The 25,252-nt window shown below is 62.3% G+C and carries 18 protein-coding genes; 8 read left to right on the forward strand and 10 right to left on the reverse strand.

Features of this window, described 5'->3' with window-relative positions; genetic code table 11:
• Nucleotides 1–308 precede the first annotated feature (308 nt).
• The 3 genes from zwf (at nucleotide 309) to edd (ending at nucleotide 4,376) form a co-directional block, all read left to right on the forward strand.
• Entirely contained in the window at nucleotides 309–1,781 is a 1,473-nt protein-coding gene (zwf, locus tag C7I87_RS11275) for a glucose-6-phosphate dehydrogenase (protein ID WP_149904284.1), read from the forward strand.
• Nucleotides 1,763–2,479 carry a 6-phosphogluconolactonase gene (gene pgl, locus C7I87_RS11280; RefSeq protein WP_149904285.1) on the forward strand — a complete coding sequence of 239 codons (717 nt, stop codon included), beginning with the start codon at nucleotides 1,763–1,765 and terminating at the stop codon, nucleotides 2,477–2,479. The genes zwf and pgl overlap by 19 nt, the downstream gene beginning before the upstream one ends.
• A 73-nt stretch (nucleotides 2,480–2,552) precedes the next feature.
• Nucleotides 2,553–4,376: a phosphogluconate dehydratase gene (gene edd / locus C7I87_RS11285; protein WP_149904286.1), complete on the forward strand. Its 1,824-nt coding sequence runs from the start codon at nucleotides 2,553–2,555 to the stop codon at nucleotides 4,374–4,376.
• 67 nt (nucleotides 4,377–4,443) lie between these two features.
• Here the strand turns inward: edd and C7I87_RS11290 are convergent, their stop codons facing one another.
• From C7I87_RS11290 to C7I87_RS35195, 4 genes are all read right to left on the reverse strand, one after another.
• Nucleotides 4,444–6,096, reverse strand: a complete 1,653-nt coding sequence (locus C7I87_RS11290; protein WP_149904287.1) for a vWA domain-containing protein — start codon at nucleotides 6,094–6,096, stop codon at nucleotides 4,444–4,446.
• A gap of 72 nt (nucleotides 6,097–6,168) precedes the next feature.
• Nucleotides 6,169–7,167 (reverse strand): GlxA family transcriptional regulator, encoded by a 999-nt coding sequence (locus C7I87_RS11295; RefSeq protein WP_149904578.1) that lies wholly within the window; start codon nucleotides 7,165–7,167, stop codon nucleotides 6,169–6,171.
• Between the two features lie 28 nt (nucleotides 7,168–7,195).
• Nucleotides 7,196–8,095 (reverse strand): bifunctional methylenetetrahydrofolate dehydrogenase/methenyltetrahydrofolate cyclohydrolase FolD, encoded by a 900-nt coding sequence (gene folD / locus C7I87_RS11300; RefSeq protein ID WP_149904288.1) that lies wholly within the window; start codon nucleotides 8,093–8,095, stop codon nucleotides 7,196–7,198.
• Between the two features lie 180 nt (nucleotides 8,096–8,275).
• Nucleotides 8,276–8,836 carry a hypothetical protein gene (locus C7I87_RS35195; protein WP_188393813.1) on the reverse strand — a complete coding sequence of 187 codons (561 nt, stop codon included), beginning with the start codon at nucleotides 8,834–8,836 and terminating at the stop codon, nucleotides 8,276–8,278.
• 836 nt (nucleotides 8,837–9,672) lie between these two features.
• On the opposite strand from C7I87_RS35195, the gene proC reads away from it, so the two are divergent.
• Nucleotides 9,673–10,488 (forward strand): pyrroline-5-carboxylate reductase, encoded by an 816-nt coding sequence (proC, locus tag C7I87_RS11310; RefSeq protein ID WP_149904289.1) that lies wholly within the window; start codon nucleotides 9,673–9,675, stop codon nucleotides 10,486–10,488.
• 12 nt (nucleotides 10,489–10,500) lie between these two features.
• Here the strand turns inward: proC and C7I87_RS11315 are convergent, their stop codons facing one another.
• From C7I87_RS11315 to C7I87_RS11325, 3 genes are all read right to left on the reverse strand, one after another.
• Nucleotides 10,501–10,893: a type II toxin-antitoxin system VapC family toxin gene (locus tag C7I87_RS11315; RefSeq protein WP_149904290.1), complete on the reverse strand. Its 393-nt coding sequence runs from the start codon at nucleotides 10,891–10,893 to the stop codon at nucleotides 10,501–10,503.
• Entirely contained in the window at nucleotides 10,893–11,135 is a 243-nt protein-coding gene (locus C7I87_RS11320; protein ID WP_149904291.1) for a type II toxin-antitoxin system VapB family antitoxin, read from the reverse strand. The genes C7I87_RS11315 and C7I87_RS11320 overlap by 1 nt, the downstream gene beginning before the upstream one ends.
• 66 nt (nucleotides 11,136–11,201) lie before the next feature.
• Entirely contained in the window at nucleotides 11,202–12,515 is a 1,314-nt protein-coding gene (locus tag C7I87_RS11325) for an NAD(P)H-dependent oxidoreductase (protein WP_149904292.1), read from the reverse strand.
• 337 nt (nucleotides 12,516–12,852) lie between these two features.
• Between C7I87_RS11325 and C7I87_RS11330 the strand changes: the two genes are divergently transcribed.
• From C7I87_RS11330 to C7I87_RS11340, 3 genes are all read left to right on the forward strand, one after another.
• Complete coding sequence (locus C7I87_RS11330) at nucleotides 12,853–14,259, forward strand: PTS galactitol transporter subunit IIC (RefSeq protein ID WP_149904293.1); 1,407 nt, start codon at nucleotides 12,853–12,855, stop codon at nucleotides 14,257–14,259.
• A gap of 71 nt (nucleotides 14,260–14,330) precedes the next feature.
• The gene (locus tag C7I87_RS11335; RefSeq protein WP_149904294.1) at nucleotides 14,331–14,792 is read left to right on the forward strand and encodes a PTS sugar transporter subunit IIA; all 462 of its coding nucleotides are present in this window, start codon (nucleotides 14,331–14,333) and stop codon (nucleotides 14,790–14,792) included.
• 19 nt (nucleotides 14,793–14,811) lie between these two features.
• Nucleotides 14,812–15,099 (forward strand): PTS sugar transporter subunit IIB, encoded by a 288-nt coding sequence (locus C7I87_RS11340; RefSeq protein WP_149904295.1) that lies wholly within the window; start codon nucleotides 14,812–14,814, stop codon nucleotides 15,097–15,099.
• Nucleotides 15,100–15,134: 35 nt separating this feature from the next.
• Here C7I87_RS11340 and C7I87_RS11345 read toward each other — a convergent pair whose 3' ends face one another.
• From C7I87_RS11345 to C7I87_RS11355, 3 genes are all read right to left on the reverse strand, one after another.
• Entirely contained in the window at nucleotides 15,135–16,523 is a 1,389-nt protein-coding gene (locus C7I87_RS11345) for a multicopper oxidase family protein (RefSeq protein WP_149904296.1), read from the reverse strand.
• 124 nt (nucleotides 16,524–16,647) lie between these two features.
• Complete coding sequence (locus C7I87_RS11350) at nucleotides 16,648–18,273, reverse strand: peptidoglycan L,D-endopeptidase MepK (protein ID WP_149904297.1); 1,626 nt, start codon at nucleotides 18,271–18,273, stop codon at nucleotides 16,648–16,650.
• Between the two features lie 651 nt (nucleotides 18,274–18,924).
• Nucleotides 18,925–23,625: a DUF3320 domain-containing protein gene (locus tag C7I87_RS11355; protein WP_149904298.1), complete on the reverse strand. Its 4,701-nt coding sequence runs from the start codon at nucleotides 23,623–23,625 to the stop codon at nucleotides 18,925–18,927.
• Nucleotides 23,626–24,223: 598 nt separating this feature from the next.
• Between C7I87_RS11355 and C7I87_RS11360 the strand changes: the two genes are divergently transcribed.
• Nucleotides 24,224–25,201 (forward strand): helix-turn-helix transcriptional regulator, encoded by a 978-nt coding sequence (locus C7I87_RS11360; RefSeq protein ID WP_149904299.1) that lies wholly within the window; start codon nucleotides 24,224–24,226, stop codon nucleotides 25,199–25,201.
• The last annotated feature ends 51 nt before the right edge of the window (nucleotides 25,202–25,252 follow it).

Consider the following 25,252-nt stretch of genomic DNA (forward strand, 5'->3'; position numbering starts at 1 on the left):
GCGAATAGGATTCGCCCGACCTGCTGTAAGCTTCTGTTTTATGCACGTCGTTATCCCGGAACCGAGGACGCTTCCGGGCGACATGCATTGGCTTTCGTCACATTCACGTTCTATGCTGCAACTGCGAAAGCTTGCGGCAGTCGTCGCTTGTCGACAAGCCTCCGGCTGGCGCCAGTGTCAAGCGCGCACATGTGGACCCAATCAATATCCAGGGATGGTCCTCGATGTGACACCGTGGCACTGGAAAATTTAAATCGATTAGAATATATCAGCCGCGTACTCGCGACCGGCGTCAGAGCGGACAGACCATGACCAGCCAGATCATCCCCGTCGACCCTTTCGACTTCATCATCTTCGGCGGCACCGGCGACCTGTCGGAACGCAAGCTGCTGCCGTCGCTCTACTATCGCCAACGCGACCATCAATTCTCGGAGCCGACGCGCATTATCGGCACATCGCGCTCGAAAATGAGCGACGAGGAATTCCGGGCCTTCGCCAAGCAGGCGATTTCGGACCACGTCAAGCCGGCCGACATCGACGCCAAGGAATTGAAGACCTTCCTCGCCCGGCTTTCCTACGTCTCGGCCGATGCGACGAACGGTGCCGGCTTCGACAAGCTGAAAAAGGCTATCGGCGAGAGCGACCAAATCCGCGCCTTCTACCTGGCGGTGGCGCCGGCGCTGTTCGGCGATATCTCGCACAAGCTCAAAGAGCACAATCTGATCACGCCGAATTCGCGCATCGTGCTGGAGAAGCCGATCGGCCGCGACCTCGCCTCGGCGCGGGCGCTCAACGACTTGGTCGGCGACGACTTCCACGAAAGCCAGATTTTCCGCATCGACCATTATCTCGGCAAGGAGACGGTGCAGAACCTGATGGCGCTGCGCTTTGCCAATGCGCTCTACGAGCCGCTGTGGAATTCCGCCCATATCGACCACGTGCAGATCACCGTCGCCGAGACCGTGGGCCTGGAAGATCGCGTCACCTATTACGACAAGGCCGGTGCGCTGCGCGACATGGTGCAGAACCATATGCTGCAGCTGCTTTGCCTCGTCGCCATGGAGGCGCCGTCGTCGATGGACGCCGACGCCGTGCGCGACGAGAAGCTGAAGGTGCTGCGGGCGCTGAAGCGCATCAACGGCAACGAAGCGCCAAAGCACACCGTGCGTGGCCAATATCGCGCCGGCGCCTCGGCCGGCGGACCTGTGAAAGGTTACGTCGAGGAGCTCGGCAAGGACAGCAACACCGAGACCTTCGTCGCCATCAAGGCCGAGATCGGCACCTGGCGCTGGGCAGGTGTTCCGTTTTATCTCAGGACCGGAAAGCGGCTGGCGACCCGGGTTTCGGAAATCGTCATCGAGTTCAAGCCGATCCCGCATTCGATCTTCGGCGATAGCGGCGCGGGGCCGATCTTCGCCAATCAGCTGGTCATCCGGCTGCAGCCGGATGAAGGCGTCAAGCAGTTCATCATGATCAAGGATCCAGGTCCGGGCGGCATGCGGCTGCGCCAGATCTCGCTCGACATGAGTTTCGCGCAGTCTTTCGACGGCCGCGCGCCCGACGCCTATGAACGGCTGATCATGGATGTCATCCGTGGCAACCAGACCCTGTTCATGCGTCGCGACGAGGTGGAAGCCGCCTGGAAGTGGATCGACCCGATCCAGAATGCCTGGGAAGGCGCCAAGCAGGAAGCACAGGGGTATACGGCAGGCACATGGGGGCCGTCGGCCTCGATAGCGCTGATCGAACGTGACGGGCGGACATGGCACGAGAGCAATTGACCAGCGCCGGCTACAACTGGAACGCTTTTCCCGACCGTCCGCAACTGGCCTCGGCGCTGGCTGGCCGCGTCGCCGACCGCCTGACAAAGGCGATCGGCGAGCGCGGGACGGCGTTGCTGGCTGTCTCCGGCGGCACGACTCCGGCAAAGTTCTTCGCCGCGCTCTCGGCGGCGCCGATCGCCTGGGACAAGGTGGTCGTGACGCTTGTCGACGAACGCTTCGTGCCGGCCTCCTCGCCGCGATCCAATGCCGGGCTGGTTGCCGCGAACCTGCTGCAGAACGCGGCCAAGGCTGCCCGTTTCGTTCCACTCTACCACGAGGCGGCCGGCATCGAGGATGCTGCCGCATCGGACGATGCGGCACTGCGATCCCTGCCCTGGCCGCTCGATGTCGTGATTCTCGGCATGGGGCCTGACGGCCACACTGCCTCGTTCTTTCCCGATGCCGACGATCTGCCGAAGCTGCTCGACCCGGCCTCCGACAGGATGATCCTGCCCGTTCATGCCAAAAGCGCCGGAGAGCCGCGGCTGACCCTGACACTCGCCCGCATCATCGACGCGGGTTTCCTCGCCTTGCACATAGAGGGCGAGGACAAGCGCATCGCCTTCGACAACGCTGTCGCGCCCGGACCGCGCAAGCCGATCCGCGCCGTGCTCGACGCATCGCCCAAGCCCGTGGAGGTTTTCTGGGCGCCCTGACTACAAGTTTATGAGTGGTCCCGGCAACGGCGGGAGGATGTTTCCGGGACCTCGCCTGAAAGGACCTGATGCCATGACCGCAAGACGCGATATCGAAGCCATCACGGAGCGGATTCGCCAGCGCTCCAAACCGGGTCGAGAGCGCTACCTCAGCCGTATCGCCGAAGCGTCGAACCAGACCGCCAACCGGTCGGTGTTGTCCTGCGGCAACCTCGCCCACGGCTTCGCGGTGTGCAGCCCTTCGGAAAAGCTGGCGCTCGGCGCCGACAAGGTGCCCAATCTTGGCATCATCACCTCCTACAACGACATGCTGTCGGCGCATCAGCCCTTCGAGACCTTCCCCGCCGTGATCAAGGAGGCAGCGCGCGAGGCCGGAGGCATCGCCCAGGTCGCAGGCGGCGTGCCTGCGATGTGCGATGGCGTGACACAGGGCCAGCCCGGCATGGAGCTGTCGCTGTTTTCGCGCGATGTCATTGCCATGGCTGCGGCGATCGGCCTGTCGCACAACATGTTCGATGCCGCCGTCTATCTCGGCGTCTGCGACAAGATCGTGCCCGGACTGGTGATCGCCGCACTTACCTTCGGCCATCTGCCGGCGGTGTTCATCCCGGCCGGACCGATGACGACGGGCCTGCCCAACGACGAGAAGGCCAAGGTCCGCCAGCTCTATGCCGAGGGCAAGGCAGGTCGCGCCGAACTCTTGGAAGCCGAGTCCAGATCGTACCACGGGCCAGGTACCTGCACCTTCTACGGCACGGCCAATTCCAACCAGATGCTGATGGAGATCATGGGCCTGCACACCCCGGGCGCTTCCTTCGTCAACCCCGGAACGCCATTGCGCGACGCCTTGACCCGCGAAGCGACGAAGCGGGCGCTGGCGATCACCGCGCTCGGCAATGCTTATACGCCGGTCGGGCGGATGATCGACGAACGCTCGTTCGTCAATGGCGTTGTGGGGCTGCACGCCACCGGGGGCTCGACCAACCACACGATCCACCTGATCGCCATGGCGGCGGCGGCCGGCATCGCGCTGACCTGGCAGGACATTTCCGACCTCTCGGAAGCGGTGCCCCTGCTGGCACGGGTTTATCCGAACGGGCTTGCCGATGTGAACCACTTCCACGCCGCGGGTGGGCTCGGCTTCCTGATCCGCGAACTGCTCGACGAAGGCGTCCTGCACGAGGATGTGCAGACGGTGTGGGGCGAAGGCCTGCGGCCCTATGCGGTCGAGGCAAAACTTGGCGCCGACGGCAGCGTGGTGCGCGAGGCGTCACCGCGTGCCAGCGGCGACGAAAAGGTGCTGGCGCCGTTCAACAAAGCGTTCCAGCCGACCGGCGGTCTCAAGGTGCTTTCAGGCAATCTTGGCCATGCTGTTATCAAGACTTCGGCCGTCAAGCCGGAGCGACGCGTCATCGAGGCGCCGGCCAAGGTGTTCGACAGCCAGCAGGGGCTGAACGACGCTTTCAAGGCCGGTACGCTCACCGGTGATTTCATCGCCGTCATCCGCTTCCAGGGGCCGAAGGCCAACGGCATGCCGGAACTGCACAAGCTGACCACCGTGCTTGGCATCCTGCAGGATCGCGGCCAGCGTGTCGCGCTGGTCACCGACGGACGCATGTCCGGGGCCTCCGGCAAGGTGCCCGCGGCGATCCACGTGACACCGGAAGCGGTCGAGGAAGGACCGATCGCGCGTATCCATGACGGCGACGTCATCCGCCTCGATGCCGATGCCGGCACGCTGGAGGTGCTGGTGCCCGGAACGGAGTTCGCGCTGCGCCGCACCGCCGAAGCCGATCTCATCGGCAACGAATTCGGCTTCGGCCGCGAGCTTTTCGCCGGCTTCCGGCAGTTGGTGGGCCGCGCCGACCACGGGGGCAGCGCCTTCGGAACCGCCTGACGCATTCCATGCGGCATGAAAAAGGGCGGCTCGCGGCCGCCCTTTTTGCTGGTCAAAATCGCAATCTCTATTGCACCGTCAGTTCGACCCGCTCTCCAGCCTTCACGGTCACGGCGCCCTCCTTCTTGGTGTTGTCCGATTTCTCCGAGACCACCGTGTAGTCGCCAGCCGCTAGCGCGGCCTGATACTTCTCGTCATAGGCGTAGCCGATCGACTTGCGATTGCCATTGATGTCCTTCTTCGCCTCGAAAATCTCGATCTTGGAGGTGCCGGGCGCCGTGATCGCCAGCACGCCGGCATTCATGGCGGCCTTGAGGTCCTGGAACTCGCCGACCTTGACGCTGAAAGGCTGTTCCACGACGGCGAGGTCAACCGTCGCGATCAATACATAGTCATCGGGCGGCAGGTCGAACTTGCTGTCGGGGCCATAGGCATAAGTGACCTCGTCGCGGGTGCCATCGATCTTCTTCTTGGCCTTGAGCACCTTGAAGCCGATGCCTGAACCGTCGGCCTTGTCGCCGCCGGCCGTATAATATGCGTTGGCAACGACATGGCCGATGCCGACGATAATGTCCTTGTCGATCACCCTGCCGGCAGCGAGCGGGATCGTTTCTGTAACCACGCCCTGTCCGATCGTGACGGTCACTTTCTCGTCGCCGGCCGGCAACACGACTTTGGTGTCTCCATAATAGGTCGGAGGGTTGTCGGCCCCCGGATAAGCGATCACGACAGCCGCACCGCCGGCCACATCGGCACCTTGGCTGGGGCGCGGATGCAGGATGAGCGTGCCGGCATTCAGGGTGAAAAGCGGCTTGTAGACCTGGCCTGCTTCGATCTTGATCTTCTGCTCGACCTTGGCCTCGCCGTCGCGCGCGACGATGACGTAGTCGCCCGGTTCCAGATTGGCTTTGTAGTCGCCGTATTCGGTGGTGATGTTGTTGCCGCGCGTGCCGTCCGATTTGGCCTTGTAGACTTCCCAGGCATTGCCGTCGGTGACGGGATCGCCGCCCTCGGCCAGCACCACGGTCGGCATGAAATTGAACTCGGGCTTTGCCGGCTCCGGCGCTGGTGCCGGTGCTGGCTCGGGCGCCGGTGTCGGCGCCGCGACGGTCTCGACCAGCGCTTCCTGCAGCGCCTTCTCGTCGGAGGCCTGGATGTACTTGCCCCCGGTGTTATCGGCGAGGCAAGCGATCTGCTTGCCTTCGTCGGCGGTCAGGCCGAAGCCGACCACATCGGCGGTGAAATCGACGCCCGAGGCCTTGAGTTCCTTGCCAAGCGCGCAAGGATCGCCGCCGCAGGTTTCGAGCCCATCGGTGATGAGGACGACCGTCGCCTTGTCCTCGGTGTATCTCAGCGCTTCGGCCGCCTGCTTGACGGCTGCCGTCAGCGGCGTCTTGCCGAGGAACTTCATACTGTCGGCGGCGGCCGAGATGGCGCTTGCCGAACCCGGCTGAGGCGGCACGATGAGCTGGATGTCGTCGCAACTGCCCTTTTCACGATGGCCATAGGCCATGAAGCCGATCTCGTCGTCGGCGGGAACCGATTGAAGCACGGTCCTCAGCGATTCACGGGCGATTTCCAGCTTGGGCTTGCCATCGATCTGCGCCCACATCGAACCGGAGGCATCGAGAATGATGATGACCTTGTTGGCCGCGAAGCCGAATGTCGTCATCGACAAAAGGACGATCGCCGCAGCGACGCTCCGTGCAAGTCCCGCCATCGAAATCTCCTGAGTAGCCACCCCGTCCGCGATGGGGAGGCTATTTGACCTCTCATCGGGACACAAGCCTGCTCAGTACGTCGTGCGGCGCTCTTCAGAAGGCGGGCGGCCAAACTGCAGCCGATAGCTCTGGGCAAAATAGGAATGCGAGGTGAAGCCCGTCGCGATCGCCACATCGAGGATCGGCATGTTGGTCTGACGCAGCAATTCGCGCGCCCGCTCCAGCCGCAGCCGCATATAGTAACGCCCGGGCGTGACGTTGAGATGGCGCAAGAACAGCCGCTCCACCTGGCGCACCGAAAGGCCGGCCGACTTGGCGAGTTGCACCGCCGACAGCGGCTCGTCGAGATGGTCGGCCATCAGTTCGACGATGCGCCTGAGCTTCTCCGACTTGCCCGTCAGGTCGCGCTCCGGCCCGACGCGCTGGCGATCTCCGGCGGAGCGGATGCGTTCATGCTGGAACTGGTTGGCGACGCCATTGGCGAGGTTGGAGCCGAAATCGCCACGCACGATCTCCAGCATCAAGTCGATCGAGGTGGTGCCGCCGGCGCAGGTGTAGCGCTTGCGGTCGATCTCGAAGACATTGCCCGTGCAGTTGATGTCGGGAAAGCGCTCGACGAAGCCGGCGCGGTTTTCCCAATGGATGGTGCAGCGATAGCCTTCGAGCTGGCCCGCCTCGGCCAGCAGGTAGGATCCGACCGACAAGGCACCAAGCGCGTTGCCGCGCCGGCCCCAGCTGCGCAAGGCCGCCAGAACCTTGCTCTTGCCGGGAAATTCGGTGGTCAGGCCAACCGAAACGAAAAGAATATCGACCGGCGGCAGATCGGCGACCGCGTAGTCGATCTTGAGCGGCAGGCCGTTGGAGGCCATCACCGAATCGCCATCGGCGGACACCGTCGTCCAGCCATAGAAATCGCGGCCAAGCAGGCGGTTCGCCGACCGGAACGTGTCGATCGCGGCGGCCAAGGAGAACATGGAGAACTTGTCGACCAGCAGGAAAGCGAACTGCCGGCCGCCTTGAACGGGATCATTCGTGACCGGCCGTTCCGGAGAAACAGGGGGATTCGGCAATGCTGCGGCTTTCAGGGTCAACCCGGGCTCAGAAGGAAGGCCGCTTCAATCCGGCCGCAAGGTAGGCCGAAGCTAACGTATTGGCCATCAACATGGCAATGGTCATCGGCCCGACACCGCCGGGCACCGGCGTGACCGCGCCAGCCGCCTTGGCCGCTTCGGCATAGGCGACATCGCCGACGAGGCGCGATTTACCCTCGCCCTTCTCGGGAGCGGGAATGCGGTTGATGCCGACATCGATGACGGTGGCGCCGGGCTTTACCCAATCGCCCCTGATCATCTCCGGCTTGCCGACGGCGGCGACAAGGATGTCGGCCGTGCGGGCAAGCGCCGGCAGGTCCTTGGTGCGGCTGTGAGCGATGGTGACGGTGCAGTTGGCGGCAAGCAGCAGATTGGCCATCGGCTTGCCGACGATGTTGGAGCGGCCGACGACGACGGCGTTGAGACCCGACAGGTCCTTGCCGCGCACGCGCTCGATCAGGAGCATCGAGCCGGCGGGTGTGCAGGGAACAAAGGCCGTGTCGAGTTCACCGGTGCCGAGCTTGCCGACATTGATGAAATGGAACCCGTCGACGTCCTTCTGCGGCGCGATCGCCTGGATGATCTTGCCTGCATCGACATGGGCGGGCAGAGGAAGCTGGACCAGGATGCCATTGATGGCCGGATCGGCGTTGAGTTCGGCGATGAGCTCGAGCAGCGCCTGCTCTGACGTTTCCATCGGCAGCGTGTGCTGAAGCGAATGAAAGCCGCATTCCTTGGCGGTGCGGGATTTGGAGGCGACATAGACCTGGCTCGCCGGATCCTCGCCGACGATGACAACGGCGAGACCTGGCTTGGCCTTGCCCCTGGCGACCAGTTCGGCGGTCAGCGCCTTGACTGTTCCCACTACGTCTTCCGCAACGCTCTTTCCGTCAATCACTTCGGCCATGAACCACCCTCAACATCGTTCCGCCTGCCGCCTTCGGAAAACACAAAGCAGCGGCGCCGGCAATCTGCAGCGCGGCATTGTCACGAAAATACAAGCCCGCAATCCCGTCAAAGCGCCTTCCCATGCCGTTTACGCGAAACCGGCACGGTTTTGTTCGGCCTCCGCAACTTATCTGGTGGCTCAGAAGTAGCGGCGACGGGTGCGGCTTTCCGTGAGTTCGCGGACCGCTTCGCGGAATTCGCGCAGGCTGGCGCGAATCTCTTCGACCGATGATTGTTCGCCACCCTCCTCGACCGGGAGTGGCCTTGCATGCGGAGCGGCTGGATGGGCCGGCGACTGCGTCGGAGCGGGCGGTGGCGGATACGGCATCCGTGCTGCATAAGGCCCCGCCGCGGCTTGCACGTAGGGATGGCCCGTCTGCGACCGAGGCTGCCCCTGGGGATAGCCCAGCGGCTGCGCATAGGGAGAGGACGGCAAGGGCGGAGCTGGATACGGCGCTTGTCGCGGCATCAGGGGCGAACGCGAGGGCGAGGCCATCTGGCGCCCATACCCGGCATCGGTGCCTGGCTGGAAAGATGATTGCGAATAATCCAGGCCAGCCGCCTGCCGAGGCCCGAAACCGGACTCCGGATAGCCAGGGAATATCGGAGCGTTGGCCGGCCGGCCGTTGTCGGCAAAGGCGGGTAAGGCGAACTCGCTGGACATGTCGTCGTCGGCTTCGGCCGACGGCTTGCGGGACATGGCCTTTCGCAATTTCGATATGAGTGTGCCGATCCTCCCGGGGCTTTCGTCCGCACCGCCATTGGAGGACGGGTCGGCTCTGCCCGTTGCGCGGGATCTGGTTGCATCATGAGCGCGACCCCCCGCTGGAGGCCTTCCGGAGCCAGCCTTGCGCGCGGCATGTCGGGTGGCAGATCGCTGGTGCCGATCTGCCCCCGCGAACGCCAGGCGTCGTCGGCTTCAAACGGCTGCTCCTCGTCAGGGGGGAACCGCGAAGCGCCACCGGCGACAGACTGCGGCGGGCTCGGCTTCGTCTCGCGCCGGGAACGGGCCAGGCGATGTCGGGTGGCGGCATCCTGGCGCCATGAGGGGTCCGCGCGGTCTCCTATCGACACCAGCGACGCGTCGTCCTCGCCACGCAAGGCCTCGCCAAGCGCCAATAAGGAGCGCTCGCGCTTCCAGCCCTCACGGTTTTCCCTGTCAACCATTGTCGTGGAGCTTTACCCTTCAGTCGCTTGGCAGCGACGGCCGGCCATTCGTTAAGCCACGCTAAACAGGCATAGGAAACAAAAGGTTAATTTCCGGAAGATGATGGCAAGGATTCACGCCATGGCTGCAAGAGCTTTCAACACCTTTCTTCATCGCACCATTGCGCGACTCTATGCGCATTCCGCCTCGAGAGCTTCTTCTTCCATCGTGGCGATCCGGTCTGGCTGTTCTTCGTGCTCGGCGTGCTGGGCCTCAGGCAAGTGTCGCTGCGACCGATCGCGGTGCGCACGCCTGCTCATCGGCCCTGAGAGGGCTTTCCCACCGGTCCGCGAGCGTCTATGTCATGCCTTTCCTCGGAGGGGCTCTCGATGACGATCAGGCTTGTTCTCGCCGGCTGCGGCAATATGGGTTACGCCATGCTCTCGGGTTGGCTGAAGTCCAGCAAGCTTGCACCGTCGACCGTTTTCGTGATCGAACCCAACGCCGACCTGCGCAATCGGGCCGCCGCGATCGGCTGCGGCACGGCGGTGGAAGCCGGCGCGATTCCGGCCGATGCCGTGCCTGAACTCGTCGTCATCGCCGTGAAGCCCCAGGTGATCCGTGACGTCACCGCCGCCTACAAGCGTTTCGGCGACGGCCGCACCACTTTTGTAAGCATCGCCGCCGGCACGCCCGTCGCTACCTTCGAGGAAATCCTCGGCCACCGCGCGCCGATCGCGCGCTGCATGCCCAACACGCCCGCGGCAATCGGCAAGGGCATGATGGTGGTGTTTTCCAATCCCCTGGTTTCCAACGACGCCAGGCGTTTCGTCGCCGACCTCTTGTCGGCCAACGGCGAAGTGGCCACCATCGATGACGAGGGCCTGATGGATGCGGTGACCGCCGTGTCCGGATCGGGTCCGGCCTACATCTTCCATTTCATCGAGGCGCTGACCATGGCTGCCGAGAAGGCCGGCTTGCCGGCGGCGACCGCCAGGCTGCTCGCCATGCAGACCGTCTACGGCGCCGCATCGCTCGCCGCCGAAAGCCGCGAGGATCCGGGCGTGCTGCGCCAGCAAGTGACCAGCCCCAACGGCACGACGGCAGCCGCGCTTGGCGTGCTGATGGGCGAGGACCGGCTGACCAACCTGCTCACCGATGCGGTGGAAGCGGCACGGCTGAGGTCGATCGAACTGGGGAAATAAGCGGAATGTCCGCTAGGCGAGATCGGTGTACGAAAAGTCGTTGCCTTTGTAGAGCAACACCGAGCCGTGGCTCTTTGCGCAAGCATAGGACAGGCAATCGGCAAGGTTGAGCTGCGCGGGATGCCCACTTCCCTTTCCGTAGTCTGAAAACGCCTGGATCGCGAGCTTGGCGTCGCCGGCGTCGATCGACACAATTTCGATTTCAGCCTCGTGCAGAAGCGCCTCTATCGCCTTTTCCGCGACCACCGGCTCGATAGCAAGCATCGTAGAAAGCCGCATTGACGCTTCGAGCACCACCAGCGCGGACGTAATCTTGCGAGGTGCAGCCGCGATCCGATTGCTCCACTCGCCGGCATCCCCTTCTCCTGAAAGAATTGCGACGACTACGGAGGTGTCGACGACCATCAGGGATGTCCCCACATGTCGTCGATTTCATCCTTGCTCATAGGTCGGCCGCCGTGGCCGGCTTTGGCTTTAAGTTCATCGGCGATGGCAGCCAGCCGTTTCGCCAGGGGAATGTGCCGGCTCTCCCGTTTCAATTCAGACTCGAGCGCTTCGATAACCGCTTCGGTCATCGAAATCTTGCGTTTGGCGGCGAGCCGCTGTGCCAGTTCACGTGCACGCGGGTCTCTAATCTGGAGGTTCATTGGTCGATCCTCAGCGACATTTGCCACTACAATGTAGTGCATTTGTCATGACAGCGCCACAACGACCTATTTTCCGTACAGCATTTCATCCTGCAGCCGGCGCAAGGCGAACAGCCGTGTCGTCTGGTCGGGCGCCGCATTGTCGGCGGTCAGCAACTCGCCTTTCCTGACCGGTTGCAGCACCTTGCCGCCCTCGAGCAGGCCGACCGGTATCGCGCTCTGGGCGCGGGCTTCGCCGACGGTCATCGTCCAGGAGCGGTAGCAGGTTTCGCCGATCGCATCGAAGGTCTCGCCGGCCGCGAGATCGCGCTTGGCAACGGCGCAAACCTCGGCAACCGGCCGCGGCAACGGCACCATGTCGGGTTTGCCGAACAGCACGATACGGGCCGCTGTCAGCGGCACTTCCAGCGACGTCAGATGGTAGGGCCGGAACAGGCTGTAATAAGGACCGTGGCCGATATGCAGGTCGTCCATGCGCTCGATGATGCGCTGATGCGTCGCCTCGACGATGACGAAGACGCCGGGCGCCACACCCTTGCCGATGGTGTAATCGACGACGCCCTTCTTCAGCAGGAGGCCACCGTCCTCGCGCGGGATCAGCACCTTGACGAGGTCGTCGCGATCGGCCTTGGGACCGTGCATGCCAGGCACGTCAGGCACCAGCCCGGTGGCGTTGGCGATGGCGCACATCTCGACCATGGTCTTGGAGCCGTCGACGAACTCGACCAACATGCGCGGGTTCATATTGCGGCGGGCCGCTTCCTCGCGATAGTCGTCGGGCACGGCATCATGGTTGAGCGGATTGTTCTTGCCCTTGCCGGCCGAGACGATGGTCAGGCCGAGCGCGGAGGCGAACTCGATCAGTTCCATGCAGCTCGACGGCTCGTCGCCGGCACCGACCGAATAGACGACGCCAAGCCGGTCGGCCTGCTGCTTGAGGTAGCAGCCGATGGTGACGTCGGCCTCGACATTCATCATCACCAGATGCTTGCCATGCTCCATCGCCATCAGATCGAAATCGGCGGCGACGCCAGGGTTTCCCGTGGCGTCGATGACGACGTCGATCAGTGGATTGGTCACCAGCATCTCGCTCGAGGTGATGGCTATTTTTCCCGCTTCGATCGCGCCGGTGATTTTCGATGCGGTGTCGGCTTCGACCGCCATCGCCTCGTCACCATAGGCGATGCGGATGGCGTCGCGTGCGGTGTGCGGGCGACGGGTGGAGACGGCGCAGACCGAAATGCCCGGCATCAGCATGCCTTGCGTGACGAGGTCGGTTCCCATTTCGCCGGAGCCGATGACGCCAATACGCACGGGCCGGCCCTCGGCGGAGCGTCTGGCGAGATCGCGGGCAAGTCCCGTCAAGGCGACATTGGTCATGCAGGGATGTCCACAGCTTCTTGATTTAGGGCCGGATTAGCAGGGACAGGTCGCCTGTGCCAACGAAACCACTCGCGGGCGGCGATTCCCAGCGAAAATCCTCCGGGAAAAACGCCTTCACTTTGGCCGATTGGCCCAAAGGGTTGGCAATTGACATTTTTGTGGACAATCGGAATAAAACATTCGTTTCCTGAGAAAGGCAAATGTTCATTCCGTGTTCGAATGTGCATTCCGCCTCTCGTTAGGTTTGGGGAGGCCTTTCCGCCAAGGCGCGGCAAAGGCGTGGGAGATCAACGGAGCATTTCGGGCAGGGCCCCGCGGCTCCAGGGGAGGAAGAATGGATACTCTACTCGCTGGCCTCAAGGGGGCCATCGATACGCTCGGTGCGACAATCCTGCTGCCGATCGTCATTTTCATCATTGCCGTGGTTTTGGGCGCCAAGGTCAGCAAGGCCTTTCGCGCCGCCATCACCATCGGCGTCGCCTTCATCGGTATCAACCTTGTGCTTGGCCTGATGTTCACGTCGATCGGCGACGTGGCCAAGGCCATCGTCACCAACACCGGCATCCATCGCGACATCATCGATGTCGGCTGGCCCTCGGCGGCCGCGATCGCATTCGGCTCCTCGGTCGGGCTGTGGGTCATCCCGGTCGGCATCCTGGTCAACATCGTGCTGCTGCTGACACGCATGACGCGCACGCTCAATGTCGACGTCTGGAATTTCTGGCATTTCGCCTTCGTCGGCTCGCTTGTCGTGGCCGCTACCGACAATCTGGCCTACGGCATTGCGATCGCTGCCCTCGTCGCGGCGCTTTCGCTGCTTTTCGCCGACTGGTCGGCGCGCGCGGTGCAGCAATTCTACGGCGTTCCCGGCATCTCGGTGCCGCACCTCGCCTCGGCGCAGATCCTGCCGATCGCCATCATCCTGAACTGGATCATGGACCGCATTCCCGGCATCAACCGCATCAACATCAACACCGAAACCATCGAGCGCCGCTTCGGCGTGTTTGGTGAACCTGTCGTGCTCGGCCTCATCATCGGCCTCGTGCTTGGCGCCATCGCCTTCTACAATGCCGGCGACCTCGGCACTGTGCTGGCCAAAGTGCTGGGCACCGGCATGACACTTGCCGCGGTCATGCTGCTGCTGCCGCGCATGGTGAAGATCCTGATGGAGGGCCTGCTTCCGGTTTCCGACGCGGCGCAGGAATTCGTGCGCAAGCGCACCGGCGACCGTGAGCTTCTCGTCGGCCTCGATTCGGCGATCCTGATCGGCCATCCCGCCGCGATCTCGTCGTCGCTGATCCTGGTGCCGATCGCGATCATCCTGTCGGTGATCCTTCCGGGCAACCGCGTCATCCTGTTCGCCGACCTGGCGGTCATCCCGTTCATCGTCGCCATGACCGCGCCGCTGGTCAAAGGCAATGTGTTCCGCATGGTGGTGATCGGCACGGTGACCTTGGCGATCGGCTTCTATGTCGCCAACGCGCTGGCGCCGCTGTTCACCAGTGCGGCCGTCGCGTCGGGCTTCAAGCTGCCGGCGGATGCGCTGCAGATCACCTCGGTCGTGGACGGCTTCTTGTGGGTGCCCTACGTGATCATCGAGGCGATCCAGGGACTTGGCCTCGCCGGCATCATCGTCATCGCGGTGATCATCGCCGCGCTGTTCGTACTGTACCGCCGCAATACGCTCGGCTGGGAGCGGGCAGCGGGCGCCGAGGACGAGCCGGTCGAAGGCACCGCCTGAGCGTCAGCGGCTTCAATCTGAAACAATCGTGCGCCTCCCCCGGGGCGCACGATTCATCGACGGAGCAAGACATGTCCGACGGCCTCATGCAGCTTCTGGATCCCGAAGCGATCGTGCTCGGGTCCGATGCCTCGACCAATGAGGAGATCATCCGCATCCTCGCCGGCCGGCTCGAGGCCCTTGGCTATGTCAAAAGCTCCTACGCCGACGCGGTCGTGCGCCGCGAAATGACCATCCCGACGGGACTGCCGCTGGAGCGCGCCGACAATGTCGCGGTGCCGCACACCGATCCCGAACATGTGCTGAAGCCCGGCATCGCAATGGGCACTCTCAGAAAGCCGGTGACCTTCGCCAACATGGAAGACCCCGACGAGACGCTACCTGTCGGCTTCGTCTTCCTGCTTGCCATCAATGACAAGGACAAGCAGATTGAGGCGCTGCAGTCCGTCATGGCCACTATCCAGAATCCAGATGCATTGGACGGCTTGAGGTCGGCGAGGACGCTCGACGACGTGCGTGCCGTACTCGGCTGATAACCAAGGAGAAGCAAAGATGGCCAGACAGAAGACAATTCTCTTTGCCTGCGGCACCGGCATCGCCACCTCGACGGCGGTCAATGTCGCCGTCACCGAAGCGATGAAAGCGCGCGGTCTTACCTTCAACGCGCAGCAGGCCAAGGCAACCGAAGTGCCGGGGCTGGCCGATAGCGTCGACTTCATCGTCGCCACCACGCCGATCTCGGCCTCGGTGACCAAGCCGGTAATCAAGGGCCTCGCCTTCCTCACCGGCGTCGGCAAGGACAAGGTGCTCGACGAAATCGAGGCGCAACTGCGCAAGTAGGCAGCGGACAACGCAAGCTATCGATGGCCTGGCTTTCAGACCACCCTGACGTAGCTCGTCATGCCTGATTTCTGGTGCTCGATGATGTGGCAATGCAGCAGCCAGTCACCGGGATTGTCGGCGACGAAGCCAAGGCTCACCTTCTCATTGGGCTGGATGAGGTAGGTGTCCGAAATCAACGGCTGCACCGGACGCGTCGAGGACGACAGGACCTTGAAGCTCATGCCGTGCAAATGCATCGGATGCGACTGCGGCGTCAGGTTCTCCATGTCGATGATGTAACTTTTGCCCAGCTTCAATTCGGCCAGCGGCGCGGTCGGATCGGGCGTATCGCCCGGCCACGGCACTTTGTTGATCGCCCAGAAACTGTAGCCGAGTGAACCGCATATGCTGTCGCTCGGGACGTTCTCCGCCGTGGCGCTGAGCGCCAGCGAAATATGCTGGGCAGCGGTGAGATCGACCTCGGCCACGGGATTGGCCTCCAGCGATGCAAGATCGCGACTATCGCGCTTGAGCGAGTTGCCCGTCGCGCGCAGCGTCGCCAGCACCTTTGGCCTGGTGCCCCTGACGTCCCGCAGGCTGACGATCGCGCCCTCTTCATCGGGCATGCGGATGACGAGTTCCATGCGTTGCCCCGGCCCCAGCAGCAAGGCGTCGGGCGAAAAGCGCTGTGGCACCGGATTGCCGTCCAGTGCGATGACGTCAGCTTCGGCGCCGTCGACGCGAAAGGCGTAGATTCGGGTGACATCGGTGATTGCAACGCGCAGCCGCACCAACCCGCCGGCCGGAGCGTCATATTGCGGCTGGTCGAGCCAGTTCGCGGTGCGCATCGTGCCGTAGGTACCGGTTCTCGCCGCATCGCGCGGCCGGAACTGGTCGATGAACTGAGCGTCGTCGCCAAGGCGCCAGTCGCGCAGATTGAGGGCATATTCGGCGTCGAATTTCGGATCGTTCGGGTTCTCGACCACGATCACACCGGTCAGGCCGTGCCCCATCTGCTCCAGTGTGTTGCAATGCGGATGGTACCAGAAGGTGCCAGCGTCGGGCGGCGTGAAGGCATAGTCAAAATGATCGCCGGTGTAGACATAGGGCTGCACCAGGAAGGGCACGCCATCCATCTTGTTCGGCAGGCGAATGCCATGCCAATGGATGGTCGTCGGATCGTCGATGGCATTGACGAGACGCGCGGCGAAGGGTTCGCCTTTTTTCATTCGCAGCACCGGAGGCATTCCGGCGTTGCCGTAGGTCAGCACATTGTTGGTCTGGCCGACATCCATGAGCCTCGCCTGGATTTTCGCCGTCTGCAGCACCACCGGCTCAGGCGTGGCCGCGGTCCAGCCGCCACTCCTGCCCATGGCGGCAAGCCCGACCCCGCTCACGCCGGCGATGGCGGCCGTTTTGAGAAGTGCGCGGCGTGTGATCATGTTGCGCTCCAACGGAAAAGCTGACTGCCCTCCACATCTTTTCCGTTCATAGCCGGACTGGCGCCCGTTTGCCAACGACCGGTCAGGCGGCTTCTCGTAGCCAGTGAAAGGATGCGCTCCAGCTTTATTTGAAGCTGGCGATGGGCAGGAATTTCACAGCGGAGCCGGTGAAGCGGCGGTGATCGGACGTCTGTCCTCGTGGCTTGAACCCATCGAGATAGACCTGCTCGGGCGCCGTGCGGATGAGATTGGCGGCAATGATAGTCGCCGCTGCCGACGCGGTTCCGCCGGTGATGCGGCGACCTGTCTCAAGCGGCACAATGACGGCGGTGGTTTCGGGATCGAGACGTGGCTGGACACGGTCGGCCTTCGGGCTGGTCCTGGCACGATCTTCGGGTTTCGACGCAGGAACTGCAATCCGCTGGCCAGCCAGCGGATCGAGACCATCATCGGCGTGATGCATGGCCAGCAAGGCACCGATGGCATCGGCGGGTTTGGCTTCCGGCTGGTGCGCCGCACTTGCCTGGTCCTGCGGTCGCCACGTCGGCACTGGGATGTTGAGCGCCACCATCTCCGGTGCGCCGGCCGCGGCAGCGGCATCCACCTTGGCCGGAGGAATTTCGGCATTGGCTGCCGCCGGCTCAGCCCGCGCTGGAGATGCGCTGGCTACGGCGAGCGGCACGGTTTGCTGGGTTGGAATGCTGGCCGCGAGCCCGGTGCGCGGTGCGAAAGCGGGTAGCGGCACCGTGCCGGGCGCCATCGCCATGACGATCGCTTCAGGCGTCTTCGCAGGCGTTTCTTCGGCCTGACCGGCGGAAGCGATCTGGATATCCGCCCGCTGGGCTGCCTCCGGCGCCACGATGGCGGTGCCCTGTCCGGTCGTCTTGGGTTCACCGGCCTGTTTGGGTTCAACCGACTTGGCCGGCTTGCGTGGCGCAGGCACCGCTTGCGCGGCATCATTCGCTTCGTCCGCCCCGCGCCCACCCAACAGCGACGCCAGCAGACCGCGCGCCGGCCTGCGCTGGCCGCTGTCGGCGCTTGCCAGTTCGATGTTGGGCGTGCCGGCGGCCTTGCGCGATTTGTAGGCCGCAAACGCCTGCTCGTAGCCAGGCAACGGTTTGCCATCGCTCGGCACATGCAGCGTATTGCCGTTCGGGAAGACCCTGGCGAGTTCCTGGCGGCTGATGCCCGGCCAATGCCGCACATTGCCGACGTCCATGTGGATGAAGGGCGAACCGGAGGTCGGGTAATAGCCGACGCCGCCGCCCTGCATCTTGAGGCCGATGTCGCGCAGCTTCTTCAGCGGCACATCCGGCAGGAAGAAGTCCATGGCGCGGCCGACCATGTGCTGGCTTTCCCGGGCCACGCCCTTCGAGCGGCCGCGCAGCATGGCGTTGGTCGCCGGCGAGCGATAGGCGCTGACCACATGGATATAGGCTGTCGAGCCGCTGGCGCGGTAAGCCTGCCAGACCAGGTCGAGCAGGCGCGGGTCCATCCTGGTCGGCTCGTTGCGGCGCCAGTCGCGCAACATGAAGTTGATCTTCTTCAATCCGGCCTGATCGTAACGCCCGTTGCGCTTGAAGACGATCTCGGCCTTCTCGCCCGTATGCAGATGCTGAATTCGCAGAGCGCGCGTTTCGGCGAACGCATCGGTGATGCACATGCAGAAGAAGGCGACCATGAAGGCCGGCAACCGTGTCCACCAGCGGAAACCGCCGGGCGCGTTTTGTTCGCTTTCAATCACGTTCATGCCTTGCACATCGTTCCTGTTTCGGGCGATTTGACGTCTTCGCCGGATCCAGAGCCTTTTTTCAGCGCTCCCCCCGGCGGCGGCTTGGCCAGGCGCACAGGCAGCCATCCGACAACACGTCATGTCGAAGAACAGCATCTTGGTTAATGAATCGTGTCACGCGGGGAACGCGTTTCGACTGGAGATTGCCTAATGCCACTTTTTGGCGGAGGCCATGTCGTCTTCCGGCCGATCACGGCGCGCCAACGGCAGGCGCCGTCGGACTGTCCACATTTCTGGCGGCTGCCGATCGGTACGGACAGACCTGAAGTGCCAGCACAAGGGATGGTTTCGGAAAATCTGGTGCTGCGAGAGAGGATTGAACTCTGAGTAACTTCAGTAAAATCAACCACTTACGTCATCATTTGTAACGCTGTGACGGTCGAAAAATGACCGGGAAAATCACTCCTATCCCGTGGCTTTTTCTGGGCGCCAAAGACCGAAAACCCTCTCTGATTCTTAAAGGCGTTCTAGATCAAGCCTCTATTTAAGAGACCCTGCTTCATGTCCCCAAGCACGACGAATGGAAATCCAATTACGACGAGCCATACGCGCCGTGGTGGTAGATCAGCGCCCGTTGCAAGGCTGGCCAGCGAACTCCCTCGGACTGTGTTATCGCGCTCCGTCGGGCGCCATGAGAGCATCATTGATCACTTCTGCCAAATCGTTTCCGACTCGCTGAAATCCCAAGAGCCGCGCTACCGCGCGGGTTAGGTCCTCGGGCGGCATGCCCCCACTTTCCGAACGAATTCGCTGAGCTGCGGCGGCTATTTCCATGGGTGGGAGATAGGCGGCCTTAAGCAGACTGCCGGTTTCGGCACAGCGGTCCCGGATGGGCGGGTTTTGGGCTTGGTCAGATGTTAAAAGGAATGATCCTGTCCATCTCACCGCGTGGTCTCTCTGCGTAGCGAGACGGGCGGCCCGCCCGGCCGTTTCGACGATACGATTGCCGGCCCGCGATTTGCCGAAAGCAGAAGTAATGCGCCGCGCCACCTCGTCGATGTGGATCGGGCCTTCGATCCCGACGATTTTCACAACTAGGTCCGCAAGCTGGGCAATGGGAGCCTCGTGCGGCTCAAGGCTGGACCGCACGGAAAGCTCGGCGCGGACATAGGCCGGGGCCGTCAAGGTAAGGTGGGCGATTTCGACCGATTGGTCCGCAATTTCCTGCTCCAGCGGAGCTGGCCGGAAAGCCCCGTGATTTGCACCACGCACGCGAATGCCGTCCTCAACCGTCAGCCTCGCCTGGTCAAGTGCTGCGGACAGCCGTTGCATCTCGCGGACACGATGATGGAACCAGTCGGTGCTCCAGATGCGATGGAAACCCCAGCCGAGGTTCTCCAGGACATCCTGACGCAAACGATCACGCTCACGTGCCCACAGGGCGGCATGGTAGGTGGCACCATCGCACTCCACCGCCAACAGATACTGCCCCGGACGATCGGGATGACGCACACCAAGGTCGATCCGGAACCCAGCCGTCCCGACCTGTGCATCAGCCAGATAGCCGAGTGAGCGGATTGCCGCGGCTACATCTTCCTCGAACGGGCTGTCGGCATCGAGGGCGCTGGCCACGCGCTCCTCCATGATTCCGGTCTTGGCAAAGTCGAGGAAGCGTTTCAGAACCCGCGGACCTTCACGTTTGCTGCGCGTTGGGTCGATATGACCTGGGTCGAAGGAGGCGAAGACTTCGCAGCGAACTCTCGCACGGGAGAAGAGGACGTTTAACCGCCGTTCACCACCTTCGCCATTCACTGGTCCGAAAGACATAGAAGCGAGCGGACCGTTGGGCTCCTGCGGTCCATAGCCCACTGAGATCAGGATGACATCGCGCTCGTCACCCTGCACGTTTTCGATGTTTTTGACGAACACATCCTCATGTCGTCCCTCGCGCAGGAAGCCATCCAGCACAGGATCGTGACGGCGCTCGAGTTCGAGCAGCTCAGTCAACATGTCGGCCTGCGCCTTTGAGAAGGCGACGACTCCGAGAGAAAGGTCGGGCCATGCTCGAGCGTGTTCCGCCATCCCTCGCACGAGGGCTTGTGCCTCGATCCGATTGGTGCCCTGGCGGCCAAGTCCGCTGCCACCGCGTGCGTATACGCCTGGAACGCGTCGAAACTTCAATCCGTAGTCATCGTCGAGTTGCAGCGGTGATGGTGGCAGAACAAGGTTATCACCGTAGAATTCGGCATTCGACACCCTGATCAACGATGGATCGCGCGACCGATAGTGCCATTCCAACATTCGCGAACGGAGGCCACGTGCCTCACACAGCGACAGGATGCTTTCCATGTCAGCTGCGGTGGCGCCGAGCGGCGCATCCTCGTCCTCGTCCTCAATATCTTCAACATCGTCGACCAAACGGTCGAAGAACGAAGTCGGGGGTAGTTGCTTCTGGTCGCCCACCACCACGATCTGACGGGCTCGGGCGACGACGCCCAAGGCATCTTCGGGGCGAATCTGGGATGCTTCATCAATCACCAGAAGGTCGACGGTCACACTGTTGGGCGGCAGGAACTGGGCGACCGAAATCGGACTCATCAGCATTACCGGCTTGATGCGTTGCACCATGCTACCCGCATTCTTCATCACCCAGCGGATAGGTTTATGGCCACGCTTGCGTCCGATTTCGCCGCGGATGATACCCATCTCTCCCATCGTGCCGCGCGGCATCTGCTCGAAATGGCGTGACAAGATCAGGGTCTTGGCGGTCTCAATGCGATCTTTCTCCAGCTTGCCGAAAAGATGCACGAGGTCGTGCCGATCGAGCTGAGGTAGCATGTTCAATTGAGGTCGTGCGGCACGTGCCGCGTTCCAGCGGTCCTCTGCGCAGGCATAGGCAAACTCGCGTTCGGCTTCGTGGGACGCGAGACGTTCCTCGTCGACCGCGTTGACGATCGCCCCGGCTCCATTGCCGAATACCGCGGTGATGCTGCGCGCAAGTGCCGCCCAGTTCCCATAACGTCCGGTGTCCGCCGCCATCTGGGCAAAAGCGCTGGCCAGTTCAGGCAGCGGAGCCGTTTCGAGCGAATCGCCGATTCCTGCTTGCGCAAGATCAAGCCGCAATCGGAAAATCGGTGCCCGCAAACTGGCGCTGCAAGCCTCGATGCGGGCCCTTAGGTCGCGCGCAGTGCCGCGCGGATCGGGAAATGCGGCAAGCGCTTCCGTAACGTGAGCTGCCTCGGTAACGGCCCCCGACTGCTTGATCCCTGCCAACCATTCGCTGATGGCGAGCAGGGCCGCGAAAGGTGTGCGCTCACCGCGCCACTCGGCGCCAAGGGCCGTCTCCAGCCAACCTTCTTCCTCGGCCAGGCGTTTGCGTCGATTCTGGACTTCCGCCAGTTCGTCGACCAGCGCCAGTCGCTCTGCGGGTGCTTTAGGCAGCGAGCCTGATAGAAGGCTCGCCAATTCACCGGAAGCGCGGCGATAGGAACCAAAAAGTCGCGCAAAGAAGGAGTTTTGGCCGCGCACGATTGCCTGCCGCACCGCGCCGATACTGGCGTTCCAAGCCGGAGTTGCAAACTTTCCTGCTGCGGTAGCTTGAGCCGCCGCCCAGTCTGCACCAGCCCGCAACGCTTCGGCCTGCCGGGGTTGGTTCGCATTCGGAAACAGCGAAACTACTGATGCCGCTGCCCCAGAGGGGGCCGATCCGAACGCCTCGATCCCTGCGCTAATAGCCGAGATCTCGGCCAGGGTGCGCGGTTTCGGTTGGTGAAGTGTCTGCACAAGGTGCGCCGACGCGCTGCAGAGCTCCGAGATCGCGTTCGTCGCTGCGGCCAATTCGTTCCCAAGGCGCACCAAATCAGTGGGTTGCAGATCGAGATCCATGGTTCCCCGGAATGGATGCGCTTCAGACGGCCCCGCCGTTTCCAGCGCCGCGACGAAACTGGATATCGCCGCCAGCGCGCGCTGGCGTTCCTCCCGTGTCAGAGTCCCCAAACCTTCCTCGGAAATCGAGGGTGCCTTTGCCCCCTGACCGATGAAGCCAATGATTTCCGAGATTGCGCGGAAGGGGCTTTCGTTGCTCGGCGGAAGAGGTGTGTGCAACAGCGCCGTGATCCGGTTCAGCTCGTCACGGGTGAGGCGAAGCTGGGCGGGATCGGCGGCCCCCGGCAAAGCACGCGCACTGGCCATGAGCGTTCGGCCGAGTTCCTGCGCCAGGGCCTTCTTGTTGGCCGTGCGCGAGTGCAGTTCAAGGCAGATGTCGCGCAGTCCTGCCTTTACCAGACGGTCATGCACAACCGAAAGCGCAGCCATCTTCTCGGCGACGAAAAGCACTGACTTTCCATCGTAAGCCGCCGCTGCGATGATGTTGGTAATGGTCTGGGACTTGCCAGTTCCTGGTGGTCCTTGCACCACCAGGCTTGCGCCTCTCCGGACCTCTTCGATCACCTTGGTCTGCGAGGCGTCGGCGTCGATCACCTGGATGATTTGCGACGGATCGAGGTGGTCGTCGAGCTTGTCCTCGGGTCCAAAGAGCGGTGTATCGGCCTCGAACCCCTCGGCCAGAAGCCCGGCAAGCAAGTCATTGTCGGAGAGCGTGCCATCCGGCCAATTCGCCTGGTCGAGGTCACGGTGCATAAGTAGCTTGGCGAAGGAGAAGAAGCCGATCTGCATGCCGTCGGCATCGATTGACCAGCCCGATTGTGCTGAAACCGTTTCGGCCACGAGCGCGAAATACTGCGACGGGCTCCAGCCTTCGATCTCATCGATCTCCGGCAGGACGATCCCGAAATCCTGCCTCAGCCGCTCCTGCAGGGGAAGGTTCGTGGTGATATCATCGTCGCGAGACAAGATATCGAAGGTCGAGGTCCGCTCGTTCCGCACCAGTTGCACCGGCAGGAGGACCAGCGGCGCCTCACGCTGGATCTCGGATGTCGGGCTCTCGCGCCAACGCAGGAAGCCCATGGCCAGATAGAGGATGTTGAGACCCTGTTCTTCTTCCGCCGACTTTGCATCATGAGCCAGTCGCAGGAGACGCCGCGCCAGCGCTTCCGGTCCAAGGGGCGTCTCGATGAAATTGTCGCCATACCTTTCGGAACCGGCTTCGCGATCATCGTCGGACGAGGCGAGCAGCATTTCCTGCCCTTCCTCCACCTTGTCCTTCCCCATCGCCTTGAAGCGCATCCGCTTACCCTGAAGGCGCAGGAGTGCGAAAATGTCGTCCGAGCGTTCGTTGATCGCATTCAGGCAATTCGCGCGCTGATTGGCCCGATTGACGTGGATCAGCCGGTTTCGCGTTCCGGTTTCGAGGAGCTTGCGCCTCGCCGCCTCCAGAACTTTGGAAATCGCCTTTGTGTTGACTTCAAGCATTTGTCTGATCGCGAAATTCAGAATTGCGGATCGAAACAAATCCGGCCCCGGCAGCAGCACAGTTGCCGTCGCACTTCGCGCGCATCATTAAGGCGTTGACCATCCCAAGCCCCTTTTTCTTTTTGTCTGATCTAGACTAGGTTGTTGCCGCTGTTGGAATCAAGAGTTTGCAAGAATGATCACAGGTGAATTGCGTTCAAAAAGCGATACTTTCTAGGAGGCGGCATCGCGAATTTGTTCGAGGTGATCAAGCAGATAACTTTACCCGCTGTTTATGCGCGGGCTGGACGAGGCCGAGCAACATGAGTTTGGCGGTGATTGGTTCATATTTTTGAGCCGTCAGCCATTCTTGATAGTCGTTTCGCACCGGAAGCCCCTCGGGTGGCAGAAAATTTGACCTCACTGGCCCGCACTTACGTCCCCAAAGCCGCTAAAGACAGACTCGAAATCCATAGTCCAAGTGCTGCGAAGAAAAATTCTCTGGGGATAACAGTGGTCGCGCTGCTGTTTGAAGCACGATCTGCCTGTGTATTGTAGAACGGCCGATTCTCGTCACCCGTTGGGCTATTCGAGCATTGGGTCTGTTGTTGGAAACACCATGTCCTATTCCAAGGCAAACGAGCTTCTCAGACTGGCTGATTTCGCTTGCTCAAGGTTCCGCGGCGTCACGCTTACAGATATTTGTGAGCATTTCGAGGTAAGCCATCGAACTGCGCAGCGCATGACCTCAGCGCTCTCCGAGGCATTTCCACACGCTGTAGATGTCGTCGAAGATCAAACGAGAGAACGGCGCTGGATTGTTCGCGAGATCCCACTTGCTAGATTGCGGCTCTCCGGGGATGAGGAGCTCGAGGGGCTCGAATTCGCCATTTCTCGCCTTCGCGAAAGCGGTGATTCAAGGCAGGCTCGCGCTTTGGCGAGTCTTCGTGATCGTCTTCTGGCAGCGCTGCCGGTCACGGAGGCACGGCGCGCGGAAGCTGATGCGGAAGCGATGCTGGAAGTTCATGGAGTTGCCGCAAGGCCTGGGCCATTCGTTGCCGTTGCCCAGGCCGTTACAGACGCAGTGACCGAAGCGCTTCGCGGACCATACAAGCTTCGCTTCAGCTACAATGACAGTCTCCGTGTTGTCGAACCTTACGGCGTTCTTCTCGGAGCACGGCGCTACCTCGTCGGTAGGCAGCCTGACAAAGGACTGAAGCTTCGGCATTTCCGCTTTGACCGAATTAGAGCAGTTGAAGTGACCGACGAATGGTTTGCGCGAGACTTCGATTTTGATCTTGCAGCGCATGCAGCGCGAGCGTTCGGATCATTCCAAGACGATAGCCAGTTCGGTGAGGTCGTGTGGCGCTTCGCTCCTGAAGCGGCCGATCGCGCTGCGGAATGGCGCTTTCATCCTAACCAACGAGTGCGCGTAACTGAAGATGGCGCACTTGAAGTGCGGTTCGAGGCCTCTGGCTGGCTTGAGATGGCCTGGCACCTTTACCAATGGGGGGACACTGTCCAGGTCATCAAACCCAAAGAGCTTGCAGATATCGTTCACGCCGCCCGGAGGGATGATTTTGATGCACTCCCCTGATTGATGTTCACACTTTGTTCGATAATTCAACCTTTCAACGTTCGCGATCAC

Source organism: Mesorhizobium sp. SARCC-RB16n (genome assembly GCF_008520305.1).
In the GTDB taxonomy this organism is placed as follows: domain Bacteria; phylum Pseudomonadota; class Alphaproteobacteria; order Rhizobiales; family Rhizobiaceae; genus Mesorhizobium.